Origin of the sequence: Streptomyces sp. NPDC051909, assembly GCF_040681095.1 — a bacterium.
GTDB lineage: Bacteria > Actinomycetota > Actinomycetes > Streptomycetales > Streptomycetaceae > Streptomyces.
Genome location: NZ_JBFAYA010000016.1, coordinates 24,034 through 42,724 on the forward strand (window position 1 = coordinate 24,034; position 18,691 = coordinate 42,724).

General features: G+C 72.5%; 14 protein-coding genes. 9 read left to right on the forward strand and 5 right to left on the reverse strand.

Annotated features, from left to right (window positions below; all coding sequences use genetic code 11):
• From AB0M18_RS24475 to eccB, 3 genes are all read right to left on the reverse strand, one after another.
• On the reverse strand, positions 1-465 hold the full coding sequence (locus tag AB0M18_RS24475) for a hypothetical protein (protein ID WP_365761452.1): 465 nt from the start codon (positions 463-465) through the stop codon (positions 1-3).
• A 124-nt stretch (positions 466-589) separates the two neighbouring features.
• Positions 590-1,864, reverse strand: coding sequence for a type VII secretion-associated serine protease mycosin (gene mycP / locus AB0M18_RS24480; protein WP_365761454.1), 1,275 nt, complete (start codon positions 1,862-1,864; stop codon positions 590-592).
• Between the two features lie 10 nt (positions 1,865-1,874).
• The gene (gene eccB, locus AB0M18_RS24485) at positions 1,875-3,416 is read right to left on the reverse strand and encodes a type VII secretion protein EccB (protein ID WP_365761456.1); all 1,542 of its coding nucleotides are present in this window, start codon (positions 3,414-3,416) and stop codon (positions 1,875-1,877) included.
• Positions 3,417-3,607: 191 nt separating this feature from the next.
• On the opposite strand from eccB, the gene eccE reads away from it, so the two are divergent.
• The 8 genes from eccE (at position 3,608) to AB0M18_RS24525 (ending at position 14,934) form a co-directional block, all read left to right on the forward strand.
• Positions 3,608-4,933 (forward strand): type VII secretion protein EccE, encoded by a 1,326-nt coding sequence (eccE, locus tag AB0M18_RS24490; RefSeq protein WP_365761458.1) that lies wholly within the window; start codon positions 3,608-3,610, stop codon positions 4,931-4,933.
• Between the two features lie 161 nt (positions 4,934-5,094).
• Positions 5,095-5,880 (forward strand): hypothetical protein, encoded by a 786-nt coding sequence (locus AB0M18_RS24495; RefSeq protein ID WP_365761752.1) that lies wholly within the window; start codon positions 5,095-5,097, stop codon positions 5,878-5,880.
• A gap of 226 nt (positions 5,881-6,106) precedes the next feature.
• Positions 6,107-8,917 carry an SCO5717 family growth-regulating ATPase gene (locus AB0M18_RS24500; protein ID WP_365761460.1) on the forward strand — a complete coding sequence of 937 codons (2,811 nt, stop codon included), beginning with the start codon at positions 6,107-6,109 and terminating at the stop codon, positions 8,915-8,917.
• A 206-nt stretch (positions 8,918-9,123) separates the two neighbouring features.
• Positions 9,124-10,971: an ABC transporter substrate-binding protein gene (locus AB0M18_RS24505; RefSeq protein WP_365761754.1), complete on the forward strand. Its 1,848-nt coding sequence runs from the start codon at positions 9,124-9,126 to the stop codon at positions 10,969-10,971.
• Between the two features lie 3 nt (positions 10,972-10,974).
• Complete coding sequence (locus tag AB0M18_RS24510) at positions 10,975-12,048, forward strand: ABC transporter permease (protein WP_365761462.1); 1,074 nt, start codon at positions 10,975-10,977, stop codon at positions 12,046-12,048.
• On the forward strand, positions 12,045-12,947 hold the full coding sequence (locus AB0M18_RS24515; protein ID WP_365761464.1) for an ABC transporter permease: 903 nt from the start codon (positions 12,045-12,047) through the stop codon (positions 12,945-12,947). The genes AB0M18_RS24510 and AB0M18_RS24515 overlap by 4 nt, the downstream gene beginning before the upstream one ends.
• Positions 12,944-13,918, forward strand: coding sequence for an ABC transporter ATP-binding protein (locus AB0M18_RS24520; RefSeq protein WP_365761466.1), 975 nt, complete (start codon positions 12,944-12,946; stop codon positions 13,916-13,918). The genes AB0M18_RS24515 and AB0M18_RS24520 overlap by 4 nt, the downstream gene beginning before the upstream one ends.
• Positions 13,915-14,934: an ABC transporter ATP-binding protein gene (locus tag AB0M18_RS24525; RefSeq protein ID WP_365761468.1), complete on the forward strand. Its 1,020-nt coding sequence runs from the start codon at positions 13,915-13,917 to the stop codon at positions 14,932-14,934. Before AB0M18_RS24520 ends, AB0M18_RS24525 begins: the two co-directional genes overlap by 4 nt.
• 107 nt (positions 14,935-15,041) lie before the next feature.
• On the opposite strand, the gene AB0M18_RS24530 is transcribed toward AB0M18_RS24525, so the two are convergent.
• Both AB0M18_RS24530 and AB0M18_RS24535 read right to left on the reverse strand, forming a co-directional pair.
• Positions 15,042-16,055 carry a hypothetical protein gene (locus AB0M18_RS24530; protein WP_365761470.1) on the reverse strand — a complete coding sequence of 338 codons (1,014 nt, stop codon included), beginning with the start codon at positions 16,053-16,055 and terminating at the stop codon, positions 15,042-15,044.
• A 69-nt stretch (positions 16,056-16,124) separates the two neighbouring features.
• On the reverse strand, positions 16,125-17,300 hold the full coding sequence (locus AB0M18_RS24535) for a type III polyketide synthase (RefSeq protein WP_365761472.1): 1,176 nt from the start codon (positions 17,298-17,300) through the stop codon (positions 16,125-16,127).
• A gap of 147 nt (positions 17,301-17,447) precedes the next feature.
• Between AB0M18_RS24535 and AB0M18_RS24540 the strand changes: the two genes are divergently transcribed.
• Entirely contained in the window at positions 17,448-18,665 is a 1,218-nt protein-coding gene (locus AB0M18_RS24540; protein WP_365761474.1) for a cytochrome P450, read from the forward strand.
• Positions 18,666-18,691 lie beyond the last annotated feature (26 nt).

Here is an 18,691-nt window from a genome sequence, read left to right on the forward strand (position 1 = left end):
TTAGCTGAAGCCGCCGGAATCCTTGGTGCCGTTCACCGGCTTGGCCGGCTGCTGCGGCGTGGCCGGGTCCTCGACGCCCACCTCGGTGTGCTTCTCGTAGTCCTCTTGCGTGGTCTTCTGGATCTGCTGGAAGCGTTCCCGCTGCTCCTCGTTCACGCTGCCATAGCCCTTGTCGGCGATCTGCGCGCGAATCCCCATCGCCTCGATCGTCTCGCCGAAGATCTTCGTCAACTCCTCGAGCCGCGTGCGCACCTTCTCGTACGCCCCGTGCAGCTCGCTCGCCGCGCTGAAGCCCGTGCCGTACGACGCGGCCGTGACCTTCTGCTCGCCGATCTTCGTGTGCTCGGCCGGCGAACCCTTCAGTTCGTCGACCAGCTTCTGCATACGCGTCTGGAAGGTCAGGAGCGTCACTTCACCGACATCGAGCCCCTGCTTGCCGCCGCCGTCCCCGTTCGGCCCAGCCACTTCGGTTCCCCCTCGTCCCCACGTACGAACTCGACCACTCTAACGACTTGGTACGACAGTTCCAACTGCAAAGTTGCCTAGGTACTGCCGGGTAGTGACTAAGTATCCCTACTCATCTGACGGCTCATCGAGCCGCCCCTCCGCGCGCCCCGCGCCGCCGTCCGTCCCTGATCACCACGGCCGCCCCCGCCACCACCGCGACCAGCACCCCCGCGATGCCCAGCGCGTACGTCGCAAGGCGCTCCGAGCGCTCCTGCGGGGTCTCCGACATGGCCATGTGGGCCGGTTCCGGGGCCTCGGCCTTCGGTGGGCCGGGGTCCGGGGTGGGGCCGGTGGGCGGGGGCTCCGGGCCGTCGGCCAGGGCGCGGACCGGGTCGACGACGCCCCAACCGACGTGGTTGTCATGGCCGTTGACGGAGCGGATCGCGGTCTGCTCGATGCGGGTGGCGATCTGCGCGGGGGTCCACTTCGGGTACTTGGCGCGCAGCAGGGTCGCCACGCCCGCGACGTACGGGGCGGAGAAGCTGGTGCCGTTGTCGACGCACTGGCCGCCGCCGGGGACCGTCGAGACGATGTCGACGCCCGGGGCGGCGACGCCGACGAAGGTGCCGGACTGGGAGAAGGCGGCGCGTTCGTTGTTGCGGTCGGAGGAGGCGACGGCGATGACCCCGGGGAAGGCGGCGGGGTAGGTGTTCTTGAGTTTGCCGTCCATGCCGTCGTTGCCTGCGGACGCGACGACCACCACACCGCTGTCGATCGCCTTGGCGACCGCCTTGCCGAGCGAGGACTCGGGGCCGAGCGGCTGGGTGGTGTCCTGGGAGATGTTGATGACCTGGGCGCCCTTGGCGAGGGCGTGCTCGATGGCGAGGGCCATCGTGTCCGACTTGCCGCTGTTCTTCTCGTCGTTCTGGCGGATCGGGATGATGGTCGCCTCGGGCGCCAGGCCGACGAAGCCGGTGCCCTTGCGCGGGCGGGCGGCGATGATGCCGGCGACCTTGGTGCCGTGGCCCACGTCGTCGACGGTGCCGTCGGTCTTGCCGCGCTGGTCGTTGCCGGCGCCCGAATTCTGCTTGTCCGGCTTCAGGTAGTCCTTGCCGGCCTTCGCGTCGACGGCGGGCTTCAGCTGCGGGTTGACGTCGTCGACGCCGGTGTCGATGACCGCGACGCGCACCCCCTTGCCCTTGGTGTCCTGCCACAGCTCGTCGAGCAGCACCCGCTGGAGCGACCAGGGGATGCCCTCGATCTGCTTCTTCATCGGGAAGGTGCACTCGCCGCTGCCGTCGATTCCCACTGCGAATCGGGGTCGCGGTTCGGCGGCGGCCGCCGGGCCGGCGGCCAGTCCGCCCGTCAGGGCCGTGGCCGCGAGCAGCGCGCCCGCACGCCTACGAGACGTCGTCAACGGTGCCCCCTCACGAACCCTGCGGCTGGCGCGCGCTGTTGGTGTCCAGGCGCGGGCCCTTCGACAGGAACTCCGACCACTCCATCGGTACGAGCACGGGGGTGACCTTCTCGTAGCCGAGCCGCTTCTGCGCGTCGGACGGCTCCGGCCGCCCGTCCGTGGTCTGCTGCTGGTTTCCGGTGCCGATCTCGGAGCGGCCGGCGTCGCTGTCGCCGTTGGCCTGGACGGCGTAGCGCAGTCCGGTGTCGGTGACGAGGAAGAGCGAGCCGTCGGGGGCGGACTGCTTGCCCTGGATCTGGGTGTAGAGCAGTCCGGTGCCGGGCGTGACGTACGTGCTGGTGCCGCCGGCGGTGATGTCGGCGGGGTAGTTGGGGCCGGCCCAGGTGGACAGGGTGGTCCTGCCCTTGGCGTCGACGTTCTCCAGGACGGAGCAGACGGTGTCGCGGGAGCCGGGGCCGCCGACCGAGTTGATCTGGGTGGACTTCCGCTCGGGCCAGCGCAGTTCGGCGCCGAAGGCGGTGCTGTCGGGCGTGAGCGACTGCAGGTCGACGGGGGTGGCCTTGCCGGCCATGTCGAGGGAGTCGGTCTTCGGGGACTGGATGAGCAGCCAGGCGGTGAAGTCGGAGACCGGCTGGACCTTGCCGTCGAGGACCACGTAGTGCTGGGGGCCGGAGCCGGTCTGGGCGAGGAGCACCATGCCGACCTTGTCCTGCTCGGGGGTGAGGCCGCCGCGGACGTGGGCGTCGGCGCCGACCGTGCCGGGGATCGGCGGGAAGTCGACGGGGCTGCCGTCCTTCAGGGTGGCCAGCCAGTCGTCGGTGACCTGCTGCGGCTGCCGGCTGCCGAAGAGGGCGTTGGTGAGGTTCTGGGACTTCTCGGCGACGCGGTACTTGGTGCCGGTGTGGTCGACCAGGTACTGGGCGCTGTCCTTCTGCCCCTTCACGTACATGACCTGACCGGCCTTCAGCTTGTTGCCGTTCTCCGTCCGGCCGAGGTCGCGCTCGGCGAAGAGGAAGGTGGCCTTCTGGACGCTGCCGCCGTTGCCGCCGCCGGGCTGTTCGCAGACCGCCCAGCGCTTGGCGGTGCCGGCGTCGTCGGCGCCGGGGAGGCGGTCGGGGGCGTACGGGATGCCGAGGATGGGGCCGCGCGGCGGCTTGCCCTCGTCGAGCGTCTTGTCCTCGACCTGGATGACCTGGAAGTCGTCCGGGTTGAGCAGCAGCCGCGCGGAGGCGAGGTTGAGCACCGGGTGGAGCAGGGTCTTCTTGTCCTTGCCCTTGCCGGTGGTGAGGACGACATAGCGGGTGGTCGACTGCTTGCCGACGATCACCTTCTTGCCGGGCTCGTCCCAGCCCTGGGGCGCGGTCGGCTTGAACATGCCCCAGGCGCCGAAGCCGGCGATCACGAGCGCGCCGACGATGACTCCGGGCAGCACCGCGCGCAGCGGCCTGGGCGCCCCCTCCTCCGTACCCGAGGGAGAGGGTTGGAGGAATGCCGCGACCGTGCGCTTCTTCGCAAAGGTGTATGCGTTGAGCTCGTCCCGCCGTGATGCCATGAGTCCCCGTTTCCGTCAGGCGCAGTCTTCGCTCGGGAGTCCGGGGAGCATGGCGCCCGGGCCCCGGCTGTCGGACCGGCCCCCTACTATGCCTGCTGTCCGCCGGTGCGTGTGGGGCGGGTAGGGTGATCCGGCCGCCAAAGGCCTGGCGGGCCAGGGTGATCGGGACGAATTGAGGGGGATTCTCCATCATGGCTTCCGCGACGCGGACACGGTCCGCTGCGGGCGGGTCCACATCCGCGCCCCCCACCTCGCCGGGCACGGGGCCCGGTTCGCCCGTTGCGTCCTCGGTGTCTCCGCGACTCCAGGCACGCCCCGGACACTTCGGGGCGTTCCGATTGCAACAGCTCGTACTGATCGAGGTGGCGGCCGCGATCCTGGTCGTGGCAGCGGTCGTGGACAAGCTGATGCTGGTGCCCGCGGGCGTGGTGGCGGCGCTGCTCGTGCTGCTCGCGCTGCTGCGCCGGCACAAGCGCTCGCTGCCGGAGTGGCTGGCCACCTTCCTCGCGCTGCGCGCCCGCACCCGCCGGTCGGCGGCCTTCGCCGTGCCGGAGGGCACGGAGCCGGGCCTTGCCCCGGTGGTGGAGTGCGATCCGGCGCTGCGGACCTACACGTACAGCGACCGTGACCGGCGTCCGATCGGGATGATCGGCGACGGGACCTTCCTGACGGCCGTCGTACGGGTCGAGTCGGAGTCCTCGGCGCTGCGCCCGGACCGGGGCGCGCACCCGCTGCCGGTGGGGCTGATCGGCGACGTGCTGTCGGTGGACGGCATTCGTCTGGAGTCGGCGCAGATCGTGCAGCACACCCAGCCCGCGCCCGCGCCGCACCTGCCCGCGCAGTCGATGGCGGCCCGCAACTACGGTCCGCTGCAGGCGCAGACGGGTTCGCCGGCGCTCCGGATCACCTGGGTCGCGCTGAAGCTGGACCCCGAGCTGTGCCCGGAGGCGGTCGAGGCGCGCGGCGGCGGCGTGGAGGGCGCGCAGAAGTGCCTCGTGCGAGCCGCGGACCAGCTCGCGAGCCGGCTGGCCGGCGCGGGCTTCAAGGCCACGGTGCTGACCGAGCAGGAGCTGACCTCCGCGCTCGCCACCTCGACCTGCGCGAGCCCGATGGCGATAGCGCAGGCCGGCCGCGGGCAGGCGCAGGGGCGCCGCACCCAGGAGACCGCGCGCACCTGGCGGGTCGACGACCGCCGCCACACGACGTACTGGGTGGGGCGCTGGCCCCAGCTGGGCGGCGCGGGCGGGGCCGGGGCGTCGATGCCGCAGCTGGTGGCGCTGCTGACCTCGCTGCCGGCGCTCGCGACGACCTTCAGCCTGACGCTGAGCGGGGGTGACCGTCAGGAGGTGACGGTCACCGGACATGTACGGATCACCGGGCGCAGCGACGAGGAACTCCTCGCGGCCCGGCACGAACTGGAGCGTGTGGCGCGCGGTGTGAAGACGGGCCTGGTGCGGCTCGACCGCGAGCAGGTGCCGGGCATGCTGGCGACGCTGCCGTTGGGGGGTGCGCGCTGATGACGACTCCGGGGAACCCGGCGGGTCACCTGGGCCAGGCAGGTCAGATGAGCCAGGTCGGCCCTGCCGGGCAGGTCGGGCAGGTCGGGCAGGTCGGGCAGCCGATGGGCGCCGTGCCCGGCGGTCCGGTCGGGGGTCCGGTCGGGGGTGTCACCGGCGGTGTGCCGGGCGGGGCCCCCTCGCGGCGGGCCCGGCCGAGCGGCGGCGGGCGTGCCGCCCTGCGCAGTACGGGACGGGGCGGCGGCAAGCCCCGTCTCGGCTTCGGGCTCATCGGGCCGCGCCGCGACCGGCATGCGGCCCCGCTCGACCAACTCGGCGCGCTGGCACTGCCGGTGGGCGACGACGGCGTGGTCATCGGCGTGGACGCCGAGAGCCGGCCGGCCGTCCTCGGCATCAACCGGCCCAGCGCGTACGACGTGACGCTCATCGGCGGCCTGTGGACGGCGCAGGTGCTCGCACTGCGGGCGGCGGCGACCGGCGCCCGGGTGGCGGTGGAGACGGGCCGCGCGCCCGCCTGGACGGCGCTCGCCCAGGCGGCCGGCGGCGGCCAGCCCTGCATCACGCTGCACGACGTGGGCCGGGTGCCGCCGCAGGGCGCGTCCGCCGGCAGCCCCGTGGTCGTCGTCCGCGACTGCGGCATGCGGCCGCCGCGCGGCCGGGTGGTCTCCGCGCCGTGGCAGTCGGTGGTCACCCTGCTCCCCTATCTGAGCCCGGTGGCCCCGCGGCTCCTGGAGAAGTCCTCGCTCGTCGGCGTGCAGCGGGTCTCCCCCGACGAGGCCGCGCAGATCGGCCGGATCATGGGGTTGCAGCGTGCGGAGTGGGAGGCGCTGTCGACGCTGGCCGACGGGGTGACCCTGTGGTGCACGCCGAACGACCGCCAGTTCGTGATGACGCAGGCCACGGACGCCGAGACCGGATTGTTGGGCGGCGCCCGCCGGATGGACTGATCCGGCCGGACCGACAGACAATCACCCAACCTGTCCGTTTTTATGCGGGTTTGGAGTGCCGTCAGTCTCACTCTCCGGTACTCGTGGGTCACTTGGGGGACCCGGCCTGTCCGCGCACCGGGGAGCGGCGGGCCGTCGGCCCTGCCCCGCGGGCACGGTTGGCGTTTAGGGTGGGATGTGCCCGCCCACGACTGCACACGGGTGCGCGACCACACCAGGAGGCAAAGTGAACCGCGATCGGGACGAGATCAACGGGGGTTGGAACCCGCCCGTCGACGATCAGTCCGACGCAGATCCCGCCGAGATGACGGGTGAGTTCACCATCGACTACACCCCGCCGGCCTGGTACACGCAGAACGCGTCGGGCGGTACGGGCGCCGGGGCGCCGACGCCTCCGCCGCCGACCGGTGCGCCGGTCGCGGTGCCCGGGCTCCCGGCGCCGGGAGTTCCCGCGCCCGGTGGCTACGAGTCGAACTGGACCCCGACGCCCCCGCCGGTCCCCGGTCCCGAGGCCCCGGTCCCGGCCCCGGCCCCGGTCGCGCCCGTCGCGCCCCCGGTCGCCGAGGCCCCTGTGACGCCGCCGCCGGCTCCCGCACCCGCCCCCGCGGCCGTTCCCTTCGGTGGTGGCGATCTGGAGAGCGGCGCGACCATGCGCTTCTCCCCCGCCGCGCTCAAGCGCGAGATGGCGGAGATCGCGGCCGCGCAGGAGGCGCAGCCGGCCCCGGAGACCCCGCAGATCCCGGAGTCCCCGCAGGCCCCGGAGGCCGAGGCCGCGCCGGAGACCGACGCGACGACCGCCGAGGCCGAGAGCGAGCCCGAGACGGGCGCCGAGGCCGCCGCGCAGTCCGCGGAGCGCACGCCCGGGCCCGAGGCCGCCGCCCCGGCGGAGAGCGCCGAGGAGGCTCCGGAAGCCGCGGAGGCCCCCGCGCCCGAGCCCCAGGCCGACATCGCTCCCGTGCCCACGCCCGAGCCCGAACCGGAACCGGCGGCACCCGCCCCCGCCCCCGTACCGCAGGACTCCGCGCCCGGCGCGCTGCCGCCCGTGGCCGCGGAGGTGCCGGCGCCGGGGAGCGGACTGCCGCCGCTGCCGCCGTCGTTCCAGCCGGCGACGCCGGCGCCCGCGCCGCAGTGGCCCGCGCAGGCCGCCCCGGCCGAGCAGCAGGTGCCGCAGGCTCCGGCCGCCCCGCTGCCGCCCGCGACGGACGCCTGGCCCGCCCCCGTACCGCCGCAGGGTGGCTACGGCTTCCCGCACCCGGGCCAGCCGCAGCCGCCCCAGGCCCCGCAGGCCCCCCAGGGCTACGGCTTCCCGCAGCCGCCCGTACCCCCGCAGCCCCAGGCCCCCCAGCAGCCGCAGCAGGGTTACGGGTTCCCCCACCCCGGCCAGCCCCCGTTCGGGCAGCCGCAGCCGCCCGTACCCCCGCAGCCTCAGGCACCCCAGCAGCCCCAGGCACCGCAGCAGCCCCAGGGTTACGGGTTCCCGCACCCCGGCCAGCCCCCGTTCGGCCAGCCGCAGCCCGCTCCGGGCGCGCCGAACGTTCCCGCCCCGGCACCCGCCCCCGACTCCCCGGCGATCGACCCCCGTACCGGGGCCGCGTGGCCGTCGGCCGTGACGCACGACCAGCGGGAGCGGTCCGTGCCGGGCGCCCCGCTCGGGTACAACGCGGCCGTCGAGCTCTCCTCCGACCGGCTGCTTCGCAACAACAAGCAGAAGCCCAAGTCGAGCCGCAACCCCGGCGCCGCCAACCGCTTCAAGCTGGGCGGCAAGAAGGAGGAGGCGGAGCGGCAGCGGAAGCTGGAACTGATCCGGACCCCCGTCCTCTCCTGCTACCGGATCGCGGTCATCTCGCTCAAGGGCGGCGTCGGCAAGACCACGACGACGACCGCGCTCGGCGCGACCCTGGCCACCGAGCGGCAGGACAAGATCCTGGCGATCGACGCCAACCCGGACGCCGGCACGCTCGGCCGCCGGGTGCGGCGCGAGACCGGGGCGACCATCCGCGACCTGGTGCAGGCGATCCCGTACCTCAACTCGTACATGGACATCCGCCGGTTCACCTCGCAGGCGCCGTCCGGTCTGGAGATCCTCGCCAACGACGTGGACCCGGCCGTCTCGACGACCTTCAACGACGAGGACTACCGGCGCGCGATCGACGTCCTGGGCAAGCAGTACCCGATCATCCTCACGGACTCGGGCACCGGCCTGCTCTACAGCGCGATGCGCGGGGTGCTCGACCTCGCCGACCAGCTGATCATCATCTCCACGCCGTCCGTGGACGGCGCCTCCAGCGCCTCCACCACGCTCGACTGGCTTTCGGCGCACGGGTACGCGGAGCTGGTGCAGCGCTCGATCACGGTCATCTCGGGAGTCCGCGAGACCGGCAAGATGATCAAGGTCGAGGACATCGTGCAGCACTTCCAGACCCGTTGCCGCGGGGTGGTCGTGGTGCCGTTCGACGAGCACCTGGCGGCCGGCGCCGAGGTCGACCTCGACATGATGCGGCCGAAGACCCGCGAGGCGTACTTCCACCTCTCGGCGATGGTGGCCGAGGACTTCGTACGGGCGCAGCAGGCGCAGGGCCTGTGGACGGCGGAGGCGCAGGGCGCGATGCCGCCGCACATGGCCCCGCCGATGCCCGGCCAGCCGGGCTACCAGGCCCCGCCCGGGCAGCCCCAGCCGTACCCGGGTCAGCCGGGTCAGCCGGGTCAGCCGGGTCAGCCCTACCCGCCGCAGCAGCCCGCGCCCGGCCAGCCGGCCCCGGGCCGGCCCTACGCGTACCCGCCCCAGCAGCCCCCCGTACCGGGTCAGCCGTATGGCGGTCCCCCCGCCCCCGGACAGATGTACGGGGCGCAGCCCGGCCAGCCGCCGATGCCGCAGGGCTGGCAGCAGCCGGGGCAGCCGCTCCCGCCGCACGCCCAGACGCCCGGCCAGGTTCCCGGGCAGACGCCCGATCAGGTCCCGGGCCAGGTCCCGCCGCCCAACTGGCCGCAGCAGGCGCCGCAGCAGCCTCCGCAGGCGCCGCCAGCCCCTCAGCAGTAGGGCGTCACAGGAGTAGACCAATGAGGCCCCGTACCGGTGTTCCGGTACGGGGCCTTTCGGCATTCCCGCAGCCCACACGGTGTTTGAGACATCGTTGACGACGGCAGACCACCGCTGATACACCTTCGCTTCATCCATCGTCAGCCCAAGATCCACGGCACTTCCCCCGACGCACGCATCCCGACGCGAGGTCACGCCCCATGGTCATGGTCACGAAGGTTCCACCCCGTCAGGCAGCCGCCCGCAGACCCCTCCGCCCGCTCCGTCTCCTGCTCGCCACCGGCGTCACAGCCGCCTCGCTCGCGGCCGTGCCGGGTACCGCCCGGGCGGAGGACGACAAGGCGGCCGCCGGCAACACGCTCACCGTCGCCGTCTCGCAGAGCGTCGACTCGCTCTCGCCGTTCCTCGCGCAGAAGCTGGTGTCGACCAGCATCCACCGCCTCGCGTACGAGTACCTGACGAACTACGACGCGAAGGACGCGCACCCGATCCCGGGCCTGGCGACCGAGTGGAAGTCCTCGCCGGACAAGCTCACCTGGACGTACACGATCCGCAAGGACTCGATGTGGTCCGACGGGCAGCAGGCCACCGCCGAGGACGCGGCATGGACCTTCAACAAGATGATGACCGACCCGAACGCGGCCACCGCGAACGGGAGTTTCACGGCCAACTTCAAGAAGGTCTCCGCGCCCGATCCGCAGACCCTGGTCATAGAGCTGAAGCAGCCGCAGGCGACGATGACGGCGCTGGACGTGCCGATCGTGCCCAAGCACGTGTGGGAGAAGGTCTCCGACTTCTCCAAGTTCAACAACGACCAGCAGTTCCCGATCGTCGGCAACGGCCCGTTCGTCATCACCGACTTCAAGGTCGACCAGTACATCAAGCTGAAGCCGAACAAGAAGTTCTGGCGCGGGGCGCCGAAGTTCGACGAGCTGGTCTTCAGGTACTACAAGGACGGCGACGCGGCCGTCGCCGCGCTGCAGAAGGGCGAGGTGTCCTTCGTCCCGAACCTGACGCCCGCTCAGGCAGCCGCGCTGAAGACACAGAAGAGCATCAAGGTCAACGACGCGCCCGGCCGCCGCTTCTACGCGCTCGCCACCAACCCGGGCGCCCGCGCCAAGGACGGCAAGACCTTCGGCAACGGCAACAAGGCGCTGCTCGACCCCGAGGTGCGCAAGGCGCTGTTCCTGGCCGTGGACCGTACGACCCTGGTCGACAAGGTCTTCCGGAACCACGCCGTGGAGGGCGAGGGCTACATCCCGCCGCGCTTCGGCTCGTACTTCTGGAAGCCCACCGACACCCAGAAGCGGGCCTACGACCCCGCCAAGGCCGAGCAGGTCCTGGAGGCGGCCGGGTACAAGAAGAACGCCGAGGGCAAGCGGCTCGGCAAGGACGGCAAGCCGCTCGACCTCCGCATCCTGTGCCACGCCACCGACCCCAACGACAAGGCCTCCGCGAAGTACCTCCAGGAGTGGTGGGGCAAGCTCGGCATCGGGCTCAGGGTCGACTGTCTGGACAGCGTCTCCGACCCGTGGGCGAAGGGCGACTACGACCTCGCCTTCGACGGCTGGTCGGTCAACCCCGACCCGGACTACGTCCTGTCCATCCACACCTGCGGCACGCTGCCCGCGACCCCGAAGGACACCGGAGCCACCGACAACTTCATCTGCGACCGGCAGTTCGACGCGCTGTACTGGCAGCAGGCCGTCGAGTACGACGCCGCCAAGCGCTCCGACCTGGTCAAGCAGATGCAGTCGCGGCTCTACGACACCGGGTACATGAACATCATCGCGTACCCGAACGCCCTGGAGGCGTACCGCACCGACCAGATCCGCTCCATCACCACCATGCCCGAGGCCGCCGGCAACCTGTGGGGCCAGGACGGCTACTGGAGCTGGTGGTCGGCGGTGCCCGCCGCGCAGGCCTCCGCCGAGTCCTCGGACGGCTCGAACACCGGCGTGATCATCGGGATCGGCGCGGCCGCCGTGGTCGTCGTCGGCGTCGGGGTCTTCCTCGGCATGCGCCGCCGCTCCACCGCCGACGACCGCGAGTAGCCCGTGACCAGCGCAAGCACGCCCGCCCCCTCCGTGGTCCCGGCCGACGCGGCCCGGACCACGGAGGGCGGCGCCCCCCGCACCCGTACCACCGCCGCCCTCCCCTATCTCCGGCACGCGGCGACCAAGGTCGCCGGCGCCGCCGTGTCCCTGCTCGCCGTCCTCGTCACCAGCTTCTTCCTGTTCCGGATCCTCCCGGGCGACCCGGTGAAGACGATGACGCACGGTATGCCGACCACAGCGGAGCAACTGGCCACGCTGCGCCACCAGTTCGGTCTCGACCTGCCGCTCTGGCAGCAGTTCACCGACTACTGCGCCATGGCGCTCACCGGCGACCTCGGCACCTCCTTCCAGTTCCGCGCCCCGGTCGGCGAGCTGATCGCGCAGAAGCTCCCGGCGACGCTGCTGCTCACCGGCACGGCCGTGGTGCTCTACTCGGCGCTCGGCCTGTGGCTGGGCACGCGTTCCGCGTGGCGGCACGGCAGCCTCGGCGACAGGCTGAACACGGGGGTGGCACTCACCCTGTGGTCGGTCCCGTCCTTCTGGCTCGGGCTGCTGCTGATCATCGTCTTCTCGGTCGGCATGGGGCCCATCCCGGGCCTCTTCCCGACCGGCGGCATGGAGTCCGGCACCGGCGAGACCGGCTTCGGCTACCTCCTCGACGTCGCCCACCACATGGTCCTTCCGGTGCTCACCCTGGTCGCCGTGGGCTACGCCCAGACCCTTCTGGTGATGCGCTCCTCGCTCCTCGACGAGATGGGCGGCGACTATCTGACCACCGCGCGGGCGAAGGGCCTGCGCGACGACGCGGTACGCCGCCGCCACGCCGTCCCCAACGCACTCCTGCCGGTCATCACCATGATCTTCATCAACCTGGGCCATGTGGTGGCCGGTTCGATCCTGGTGGAGACGGTGTTCTCCTGGCCCGGCCTCGGCGGGCTGTTCTACCAGGCCCTCAGCGTGCCCGATCTCCCGCTCGTACAGGGCCTGTTCGTGGTCTTCGCCGGCGCGATGATCGTGATGAACCTGATCGCCGACCTGCTCTATCCGCTGCTCGACCCCCGGGTGGGCCGATGACCTCACAGACCACCGCCGCATCCCTCGCCCGGCAGCGCCGGCGCACCTCGCTCGCCCGCTTCTGGAGGCAGTACAGCGCCCACCGGGCCGGACTCTGGGGCCTGGCGGGCCTCGCCCTGATCGGCCTGATCGCGCTCGCCGCCCCCCTCCTCGTCGGCGCGGACGTCCAGTCCGTCACGAACGCGCCCGGCACCGCACTGGAGTCGCCGAGCGCCGAATTCCCCCTCGGCACCGACCAGTTCGGCCGCTCACTCCTCGGCCTGCTGATCTGGGGCGCCCGGATCTCCCTCCTCGTCGGACTGCTCGCCGCCGCGCTCTCGGTGGCCATCGGCACCCTGGTCGGGATCGTCGCGGGCCACTACGGCGGCTGGTTCTCCACGGTCGTCATGCGGATCACCGACTGGTTCCTGGTGATGCCGGCCCTGGTCCTCGCGATCGTCCTGGCCACCGTGATGTCCCGGTCGATGTGGACGGTGATCCTGGCGATCGGCGTGACCAGCTGGCCGACCACGGCCCGGCTGGTGCGGGCGCAGACCATCGCGGTCGAGTCCCGCCCGTACATCGAGCGCGCGACCGCCCTCGGCGGCGGCCACGGGCACATCATGACCCGGCACGTCCTGCCGAACGTGATGCCCCTCGTCCTCGCGCAGACCACCCTGGGCATCTCCACGGCCATCCTCACCGAGGCGACCCTCGCCTTCCTGGGGCTCGGCGACCCGACGGTGGTGTCGTGGGGCGGGATGCTCCAGGACGCGCGCGAGGCGGGCGCGGTGTCGTCCGGCCACTGGTGGTACCTGGCGCCGCCCGGCATCGCCATCGCGCTCGTCGCCCTCGCCTTCACGCTCTGCGGCCGGGCCATCGAGTCCGTCCTCAACCCGAAGCTGGGAGTGTCCCGTTGAGCCATCAGCCACTGCTGGAGGTACGAAATCTCAGCGTGACGTACGGAACGGGCCCGAAGGCCGTCCCCGCCGTGCGAGGCATCGACCTCACCCTCCCCGCCGGCCAGAAGCTGGGCGTCGCCGGCGAGTCCGGCTGCGGCAAGTCGACGATGGCGCTCGCGCTGCTCCGTCTCCTGCCCGCATCGGCCCGCACCAGCGGCGAGATCCTGCTCGACGGCGAGGACGTCCTCGCCATGAAGTGGGGGCGGCTGCGGGCGGTGCGCTGGGCGGGGGCGTCGATCGTCTTCCAGGGCGCGATGCACTCGCTGAACGCGGTGCGGCGGATCGGCGACCAGATCGCGGAGCCGCTGCTCGTGCACGGCGGGTCCACCCCGGCGGCGGCCCGCACACGGGTCGGCGCGCTCCTGGAGCACGTGGGTCTCCCGACCGCCCGCGCGTCCGCGTATCCGCACGAACTCTCCGGCGGCCAGCGCCAGCGCGTGATGATCGCGATGGCGCTGGCCTGCGACCCCCGCCTGATCGTGGCGGACGAGCCGACGACCGCGCTCGACGTGATGATCCAGGCGCAGATCCTGCGTCTGATCGAGCAGCTGGTCGCCGAGCAGGACATCGGACTGCTGATGATCAGCCACGACCTCGCCGTGCTCGCCGACACCTGCGACCGGCTCGCGGTGATGTACGCGGGCCGGGTGGTGGAGGAGGGACCGGCGAAGGCGGTGTACGAGGCGGCCGCCCACCCCTACGGGCAGGCGCTGTCCTCGGCGTTCCCCCGGATCGGCGACCCGGCCTCCCGGCGCGCCCCGCGCGGCCTGCCGGGCGACCCGCCGGACCCGGCGGACCTGCCGGGCGGCTGCGCGTTCCGCCCGCGCTGCCCGGCGGCAGTAGAGGTGTGCGCAACGGAGGACCAGGAACTGCGGGACGCGGGCGCGGGGCGCCGGGCGGCCTGCGTACACGTGGGAGGCACGGCATGAGCACCCCGGAACCCCTCCTCGCCGCCCGGGGCCTGCGCGTCGCCTTCCCCGGCCGCCGAGGCGCACCTGTCGCCCGGGCGGTGGACGGGGTGGACCTGGACATCGGCGCGGGCGAGATCGTGGCACTGGTCGGCGAGTCCGGCTGCGGCAAGACGACCCTGGCCCGCTCGCTGCTCGGCCTGGTCCGCCCGACCGAGGGCGAGGTCCGCTTCTCGGGCACCCCGCTCACGTACACGGGCAAGGCCCTCAAGGCGTACCGCAAGCGTGCCCAGCTCGTCCTCCAGGACCCGAGCGGTTCGCTGAACCCGCGGCACACGGTGTACGACGCGGTGGCCGAGGGCCTACGCATCCACGGCTTCACAGGCGACGAGCAGACAGCAGTCGCCGAGGCCCTCTCACGTGCCGGGCTCCGCCCGCCAGAGCGCTTCTTCCTCCGCTATCCCCACGAGCTGTCCGGCGGCCAGCGCCAGCGCGTGGTGATCGCGGGCGCGCTCGTCCTGGAGCCCGAACTGATCGTGGCGGACGAGCCGGTGGCCTCGCTCGACGCCTCCGTACGGGGCGAGATCCTGGCGCTGCTCCTGCGGCTGCGCGACGAACTCGGCCTGTCGGCCCTCGTGGTGACCCACGATCTGGGCCTGGCGTGGAACATCGCGGACCGCGTGGCGGTCATGTATCTGGGCCGGATCGTGGAGACGGGCCCGGTGGAAGAGATCCTGACCACCCCCCACCACCCCTACACCCAAGCCCTCTTGTCAGTCCTCCCGGAGTCCGTCACCGAACCCATCGTCCTGACCGGCGAACCCCCGGACCCCACCCACATCCCACCCGGCTGCCGCTTCCACGCCCGCTGCCACGTGCTCGCCTCCGGCGCGGCGGCGGAGGTGGCGGACCGCTGCCGTACGACGGACCTGCCGGTCCTGGGCGGCGGCGGGGCCACGGCGGCGGCCTGCCACTGGTCGGACACGCTCCACCGGACGGAAGCGGGGGACGGACGGGGGGCCGGGTTCGGGACGTGAAGCGTGATTTGTGGCGCGGAACAAGGGCGTTCACCCTGCGAAGGGCCGGCTCCGCGCCGTAGATCATGCAGTCCAGAACCCGGCCCCCCGCCCGGCACACGCGCCCCCTACGGCCCGGCAGGCTTCGGCGCGGGCTTCTCCTCCGGCTTCGTGGCCGGGGTCTGAACCGCAGGAGCCTGCACCGCAGGAGCCTGCACCGCCGGGGCCTGCGCAGCCGGGGCCTGCGCAGCCGCCGGCTTCGCCGCCGTCGCCGGAGCCGCCGGGTTCTGCGGCTTGCCGACGGGCTTCTGGGTCACCGAGCCCTTCGGAAGGACCTCGCACGAGGAGATCGAGGTCCGGGTGGAGACCGACTTCACCGTGCAGGTGTCGTTGCCGATGCCCGCGTCCACCGTGCCCCAGTGCTCGCCGACGATCAGGATCGCGCCGTCGTGCCCGCTGATGGTGTCGTCGCCGGGCCCGGACTGGATGAGGCCTCCGGACTCGGGGCCGAGCCCCGCGGCCTCGATCCTGTCGTCCTCGCTGCCGCCGAGGACGCGTCCCGAGAAGTCGATGATCCCGGTCCTGATGGTGTCCTTGCCGTCGTTGCCGGTGACGATGCCGCCGCCCCGGTTGAACTGTCCGGGCGCGCCGAACACCGAGCCGGTGGTGATGGTGTCGTCGCCGTCGTCGCCGTGGACGATCGCGCCGCGCTCGGCGCCCTCGCCGTGCACGGTGGCCACCTTGATGGTGTCGTTGCCGCGGTTGCCCCGCACCATGCTGAAGGTGGTCTGCGGCACCAGGTGCTTGGCGCGGATGACGTCGTCGCCCTCGCCGCCCATGATGGCGGAGTCGATGACCAGGCCCTTGACCTCGATCACGTCGTTGCCCGCGCCGCCCGAGACGGTGACGCCCTCGATGTCGCTGTCGCAGAAGATGTGGTCGTCGCCCGAGCCGCCGAGGACCTGGTCGCCCGGGGGCGCGGGGACGTCGTTGATCCAGCACTGGTGCATGGGCACCCGGGCGGAACCGTGCGCCGAGGCGTGGGCAGCGGGCGCGCCGGTGAGGGTGGCGGCGGCGAGCAGGACGGCGAGCGCGGCGGGGCCGCGCGCCGCTCTGCCCAAGGAGGGCGGCGTGACGGACATGCGGTTCTCCTCTGCGGTGATGGAGGTGGCGGGAAGGGCGGGAGGGGCTGGGCCGGGATCGGCCCCACGTCACGCGACGCTGCGGACCGGGGCCGCGTGTCGGGGCGAGTAGCCGACGATCCGGCGGGTGTCGAGGCGCGGCTCGGGCGCGCTGTCGCCGTTGGTCCACCGGCCGAGGCACATCTCGGCGGTGATGCCGGGGCCGAAGCCGGCGAGGATGCCGCGGGCGCCCTCGGCGAGTCCGCCCTCCTCGAAGAGCCGGCGCACCGCGTCGAGGACGACGGCGCTGGCGATGTTGCCGTACTCGGTCAGCGTCGCCCGGCTGAACCGGAAGTCCTCCGGGGGAACTTCGAGGAAGCGGCTGAGGTCGTCGAGGATCCGCGGGCCGCCCGCGTGGATGATGTAGAAGTCGAGGTCGCCGGCGTCCCAGCCGTGCTCGCCCGCGAGTTCGCGCAGCGCGGGCGCGAGGGGTTCCATCGTGCCGGGCACGCGCTTGTCGAGCAGGAAGTGGAAGCCGGTGGCGCGCACGCTGTAGGCGATCCAGTCCTCGGTGCCGGGCACGAGGTAGGAGTTGTTGCGCTCCAGGCGGATGCCGGTGCCGCCGCGGCCGCGGACCACGGCGGAGGCGACGGCGTCGCCGAACAGTCCGTTGGAGAGCAGGGTGCCGACTTCGAGGTCGGTGGGCTGGTAGCACAGCGAGCAGAACTCGCAGGCCACGATGAGGACGTTGGCGTCCGGGTAGGCGGTGCAGAAGTCGTGCGCCCGGTTGACCGCGGCGCCGCCTCCGGCACAGCCGAGCTGGGCGATCGGCACCTGCCGGGTGTGGCTGGGGAAGCCCATCGTGTTGATCATCCAGGCCGTGAGCGAGGGCATCATGAAGCCCGTGCACGACACGTAGACGATCATGTCGATGTCCGCGGGGGTCAGCTTCGCGTTGGCGAGCGCCTCCTTGACGACCGCGGGGACGCGGGCTTTCGCCTCGGCCTCGTACAGCGCGTTGCGCTCCTGGAATCCGGGGTGCTTGAGGGTCTCCTCGATCGGCTGCACGATGTGCCGGCGCGTCACCCCGGTGTTCCCGATCAGCCGCAGGGCCAAGGGCAGTTGGGGGTGGTCGGCATGGCGTGCGCGGGCGAGGTCGAGGGTCTCCTCCATCGTGATCACGTACTCGGGTACGGCCACCGCGGGTTTGCACAGAGTCACCACGACACGCGCTCCTTCGTCTCGTTCGCCGTGAACTGGGCCCACACTCGCCCGGCGGTCGCGACCCCGCAACCGCGAGCGCCACCGGCCGGTCACATACGGTCACCGCACCGGGGAGGCGGGCGTGCTCCGTACGGGGGGCTGTCGGCGTTCGGCGTGTCGCGGCCGCGGGCGGCCGGGAACAGGGTCCTCATGACCTCCGATCCCACGGCCGCGCCACGGCCGGTCCGCACCTGGGCGGTGGAGGACCTCCCCGCCCTCGACTTCGACCCGCTGCTGCTCGAACTGCTCCACGAGGAGCCCGTCTCCCGGATCCGGCTGCCGTTCGGCGGGGATCACGAGGCGTGGCTGGTCACCCGGTACGACGACGTCCGTCTGGTGACGTCGGACCCCCGGTTCGGCCGGACGGCCCTGCTGGAGCGCCAGGTGACCGGTATGACGGGCCACATGGTGGCCTCCAAGGCGGCGCTGAACTACGCCGATCCGCCGTACCACACGCAGCTGCGCAAGGCGGTGACGAAAGCTTTCACCGGACAGTCGACCAAACGGCTGCGGCCCCTCGCGCAGGCGACCGCCGACCGTCTCCTGGACGCCATGGAGGCGGCCGGAAGCCCCGCCGACCTGATGAAGCACCTGCACGGCCCGCTGCCCCTGTCCGTGGTGTGCGACCTGCTCGGCATCCCCGAGGCGGACCGCGCCGAGCTGGCCTCCTGGCCGGACCTGATCCTGTCCTCGGGCCCCGGCCCGGAGGGCAGCAGGGCGGCCAAGGCGCAGATCCACGCCTACATCACCCGGCTGCTCGAACAGCGCGCGGCCGAGCCCTCCGACGACCTGGCCGGGGTGCTCGCGGAGTCCCTGGCCGAGGGCCGGGTGGACCGTGACGAGGCCGTGTCGCTGGCCATGGCGATCCTGATCAGCGGCGCGCACGCGGTCCGCAACAACAGCGCCAACATGGTCTATCTGCTGCTCACCCGGCCGGACCTGACGAAGCGGCTGCGGGCCGAGCCGGAGCTGCTCCCGCAGGCGGTGGACGAGCTGCTCCGCTGGATCCCGCACCGCAACGGCGTGGGCCTGCCCCGGATCGCCCTGGAGGACGTCGAGGTCGGCGGGGAGCTGGTCCGGGCCGGCGAGGCGGTGTACGCGTCCTATCTGGCCGCGAACCGGGACCCGGCGGTCTTCGCGGACCCGCACACCGTCGACTTCGACCGGACCGGCACCGGGCACGTCTCGTTCGGTCACGGGCCGCACCACTGCATGGGCGCGATGCTGACCCGGATGGAGTCCGAGGTGATCGTGTCGACGCTGCTCGCCCGCTATCCGGAGCTGCGGCTCGCGGGCCGGCCCGAGGACGTGCCGTTCCAGTCCAAGGGCCTGATCCGCGGACCGCGGGAGCTGTACGTCACCTGGTGACGGTCACCGTGAGGGTCACCGTGCCG

Coding starts and splice junctions, on each gene's coding strand:
- AB0M18_RS24540 (WP_365761474.1), top strand. CDS start 17,448: ATGACCTCCGATCCCACGGCCGCGCCACGGCCGGTCCGCACCTGGGCG.
- AB0M18_RS24515 (WP_365761464.1), top strand. CDS start 12,045: ATGACCTCACAGACCACCGCCGCATCCCTCGCCCGGCAGCGCCGGCGC.
- AB0M18_RS24525 (WP_365761468.1), top strand. CDS start 13,915: ATGAGCACCCCGGAACCCCTCCTCGCCGCCCGGGGCCTGCGCGTCGCC.
- AB0M18_RS24505 (WP_365761754.1), top strand. CDS start 9,124: ATGGTCACGAAGGTTCCACCCCGTCAGGCAGCCGCCCGCAGACCCCTC.
- AB0M18_RS24530 (WP_365761470.1), bottom strand. CDS start 16,055: ATGTCCGTCACGCCGCCCTCCTTGGGCAGAGCGGCGCGCGGCCCCGCC.
- eccE (WP_365761458.1), top strand. CDS start 3,608: ATGGCTTCCGCGACGCGGACACGGTCCGCTGCGGGCGGGTCCACATCC.
- eccB (WP_365761456.1), bottom strand. CDS start 3,416: ATGGCATCACGGCGGGACGAGCTCAACGCATACACCTTTGCGAAGAAG.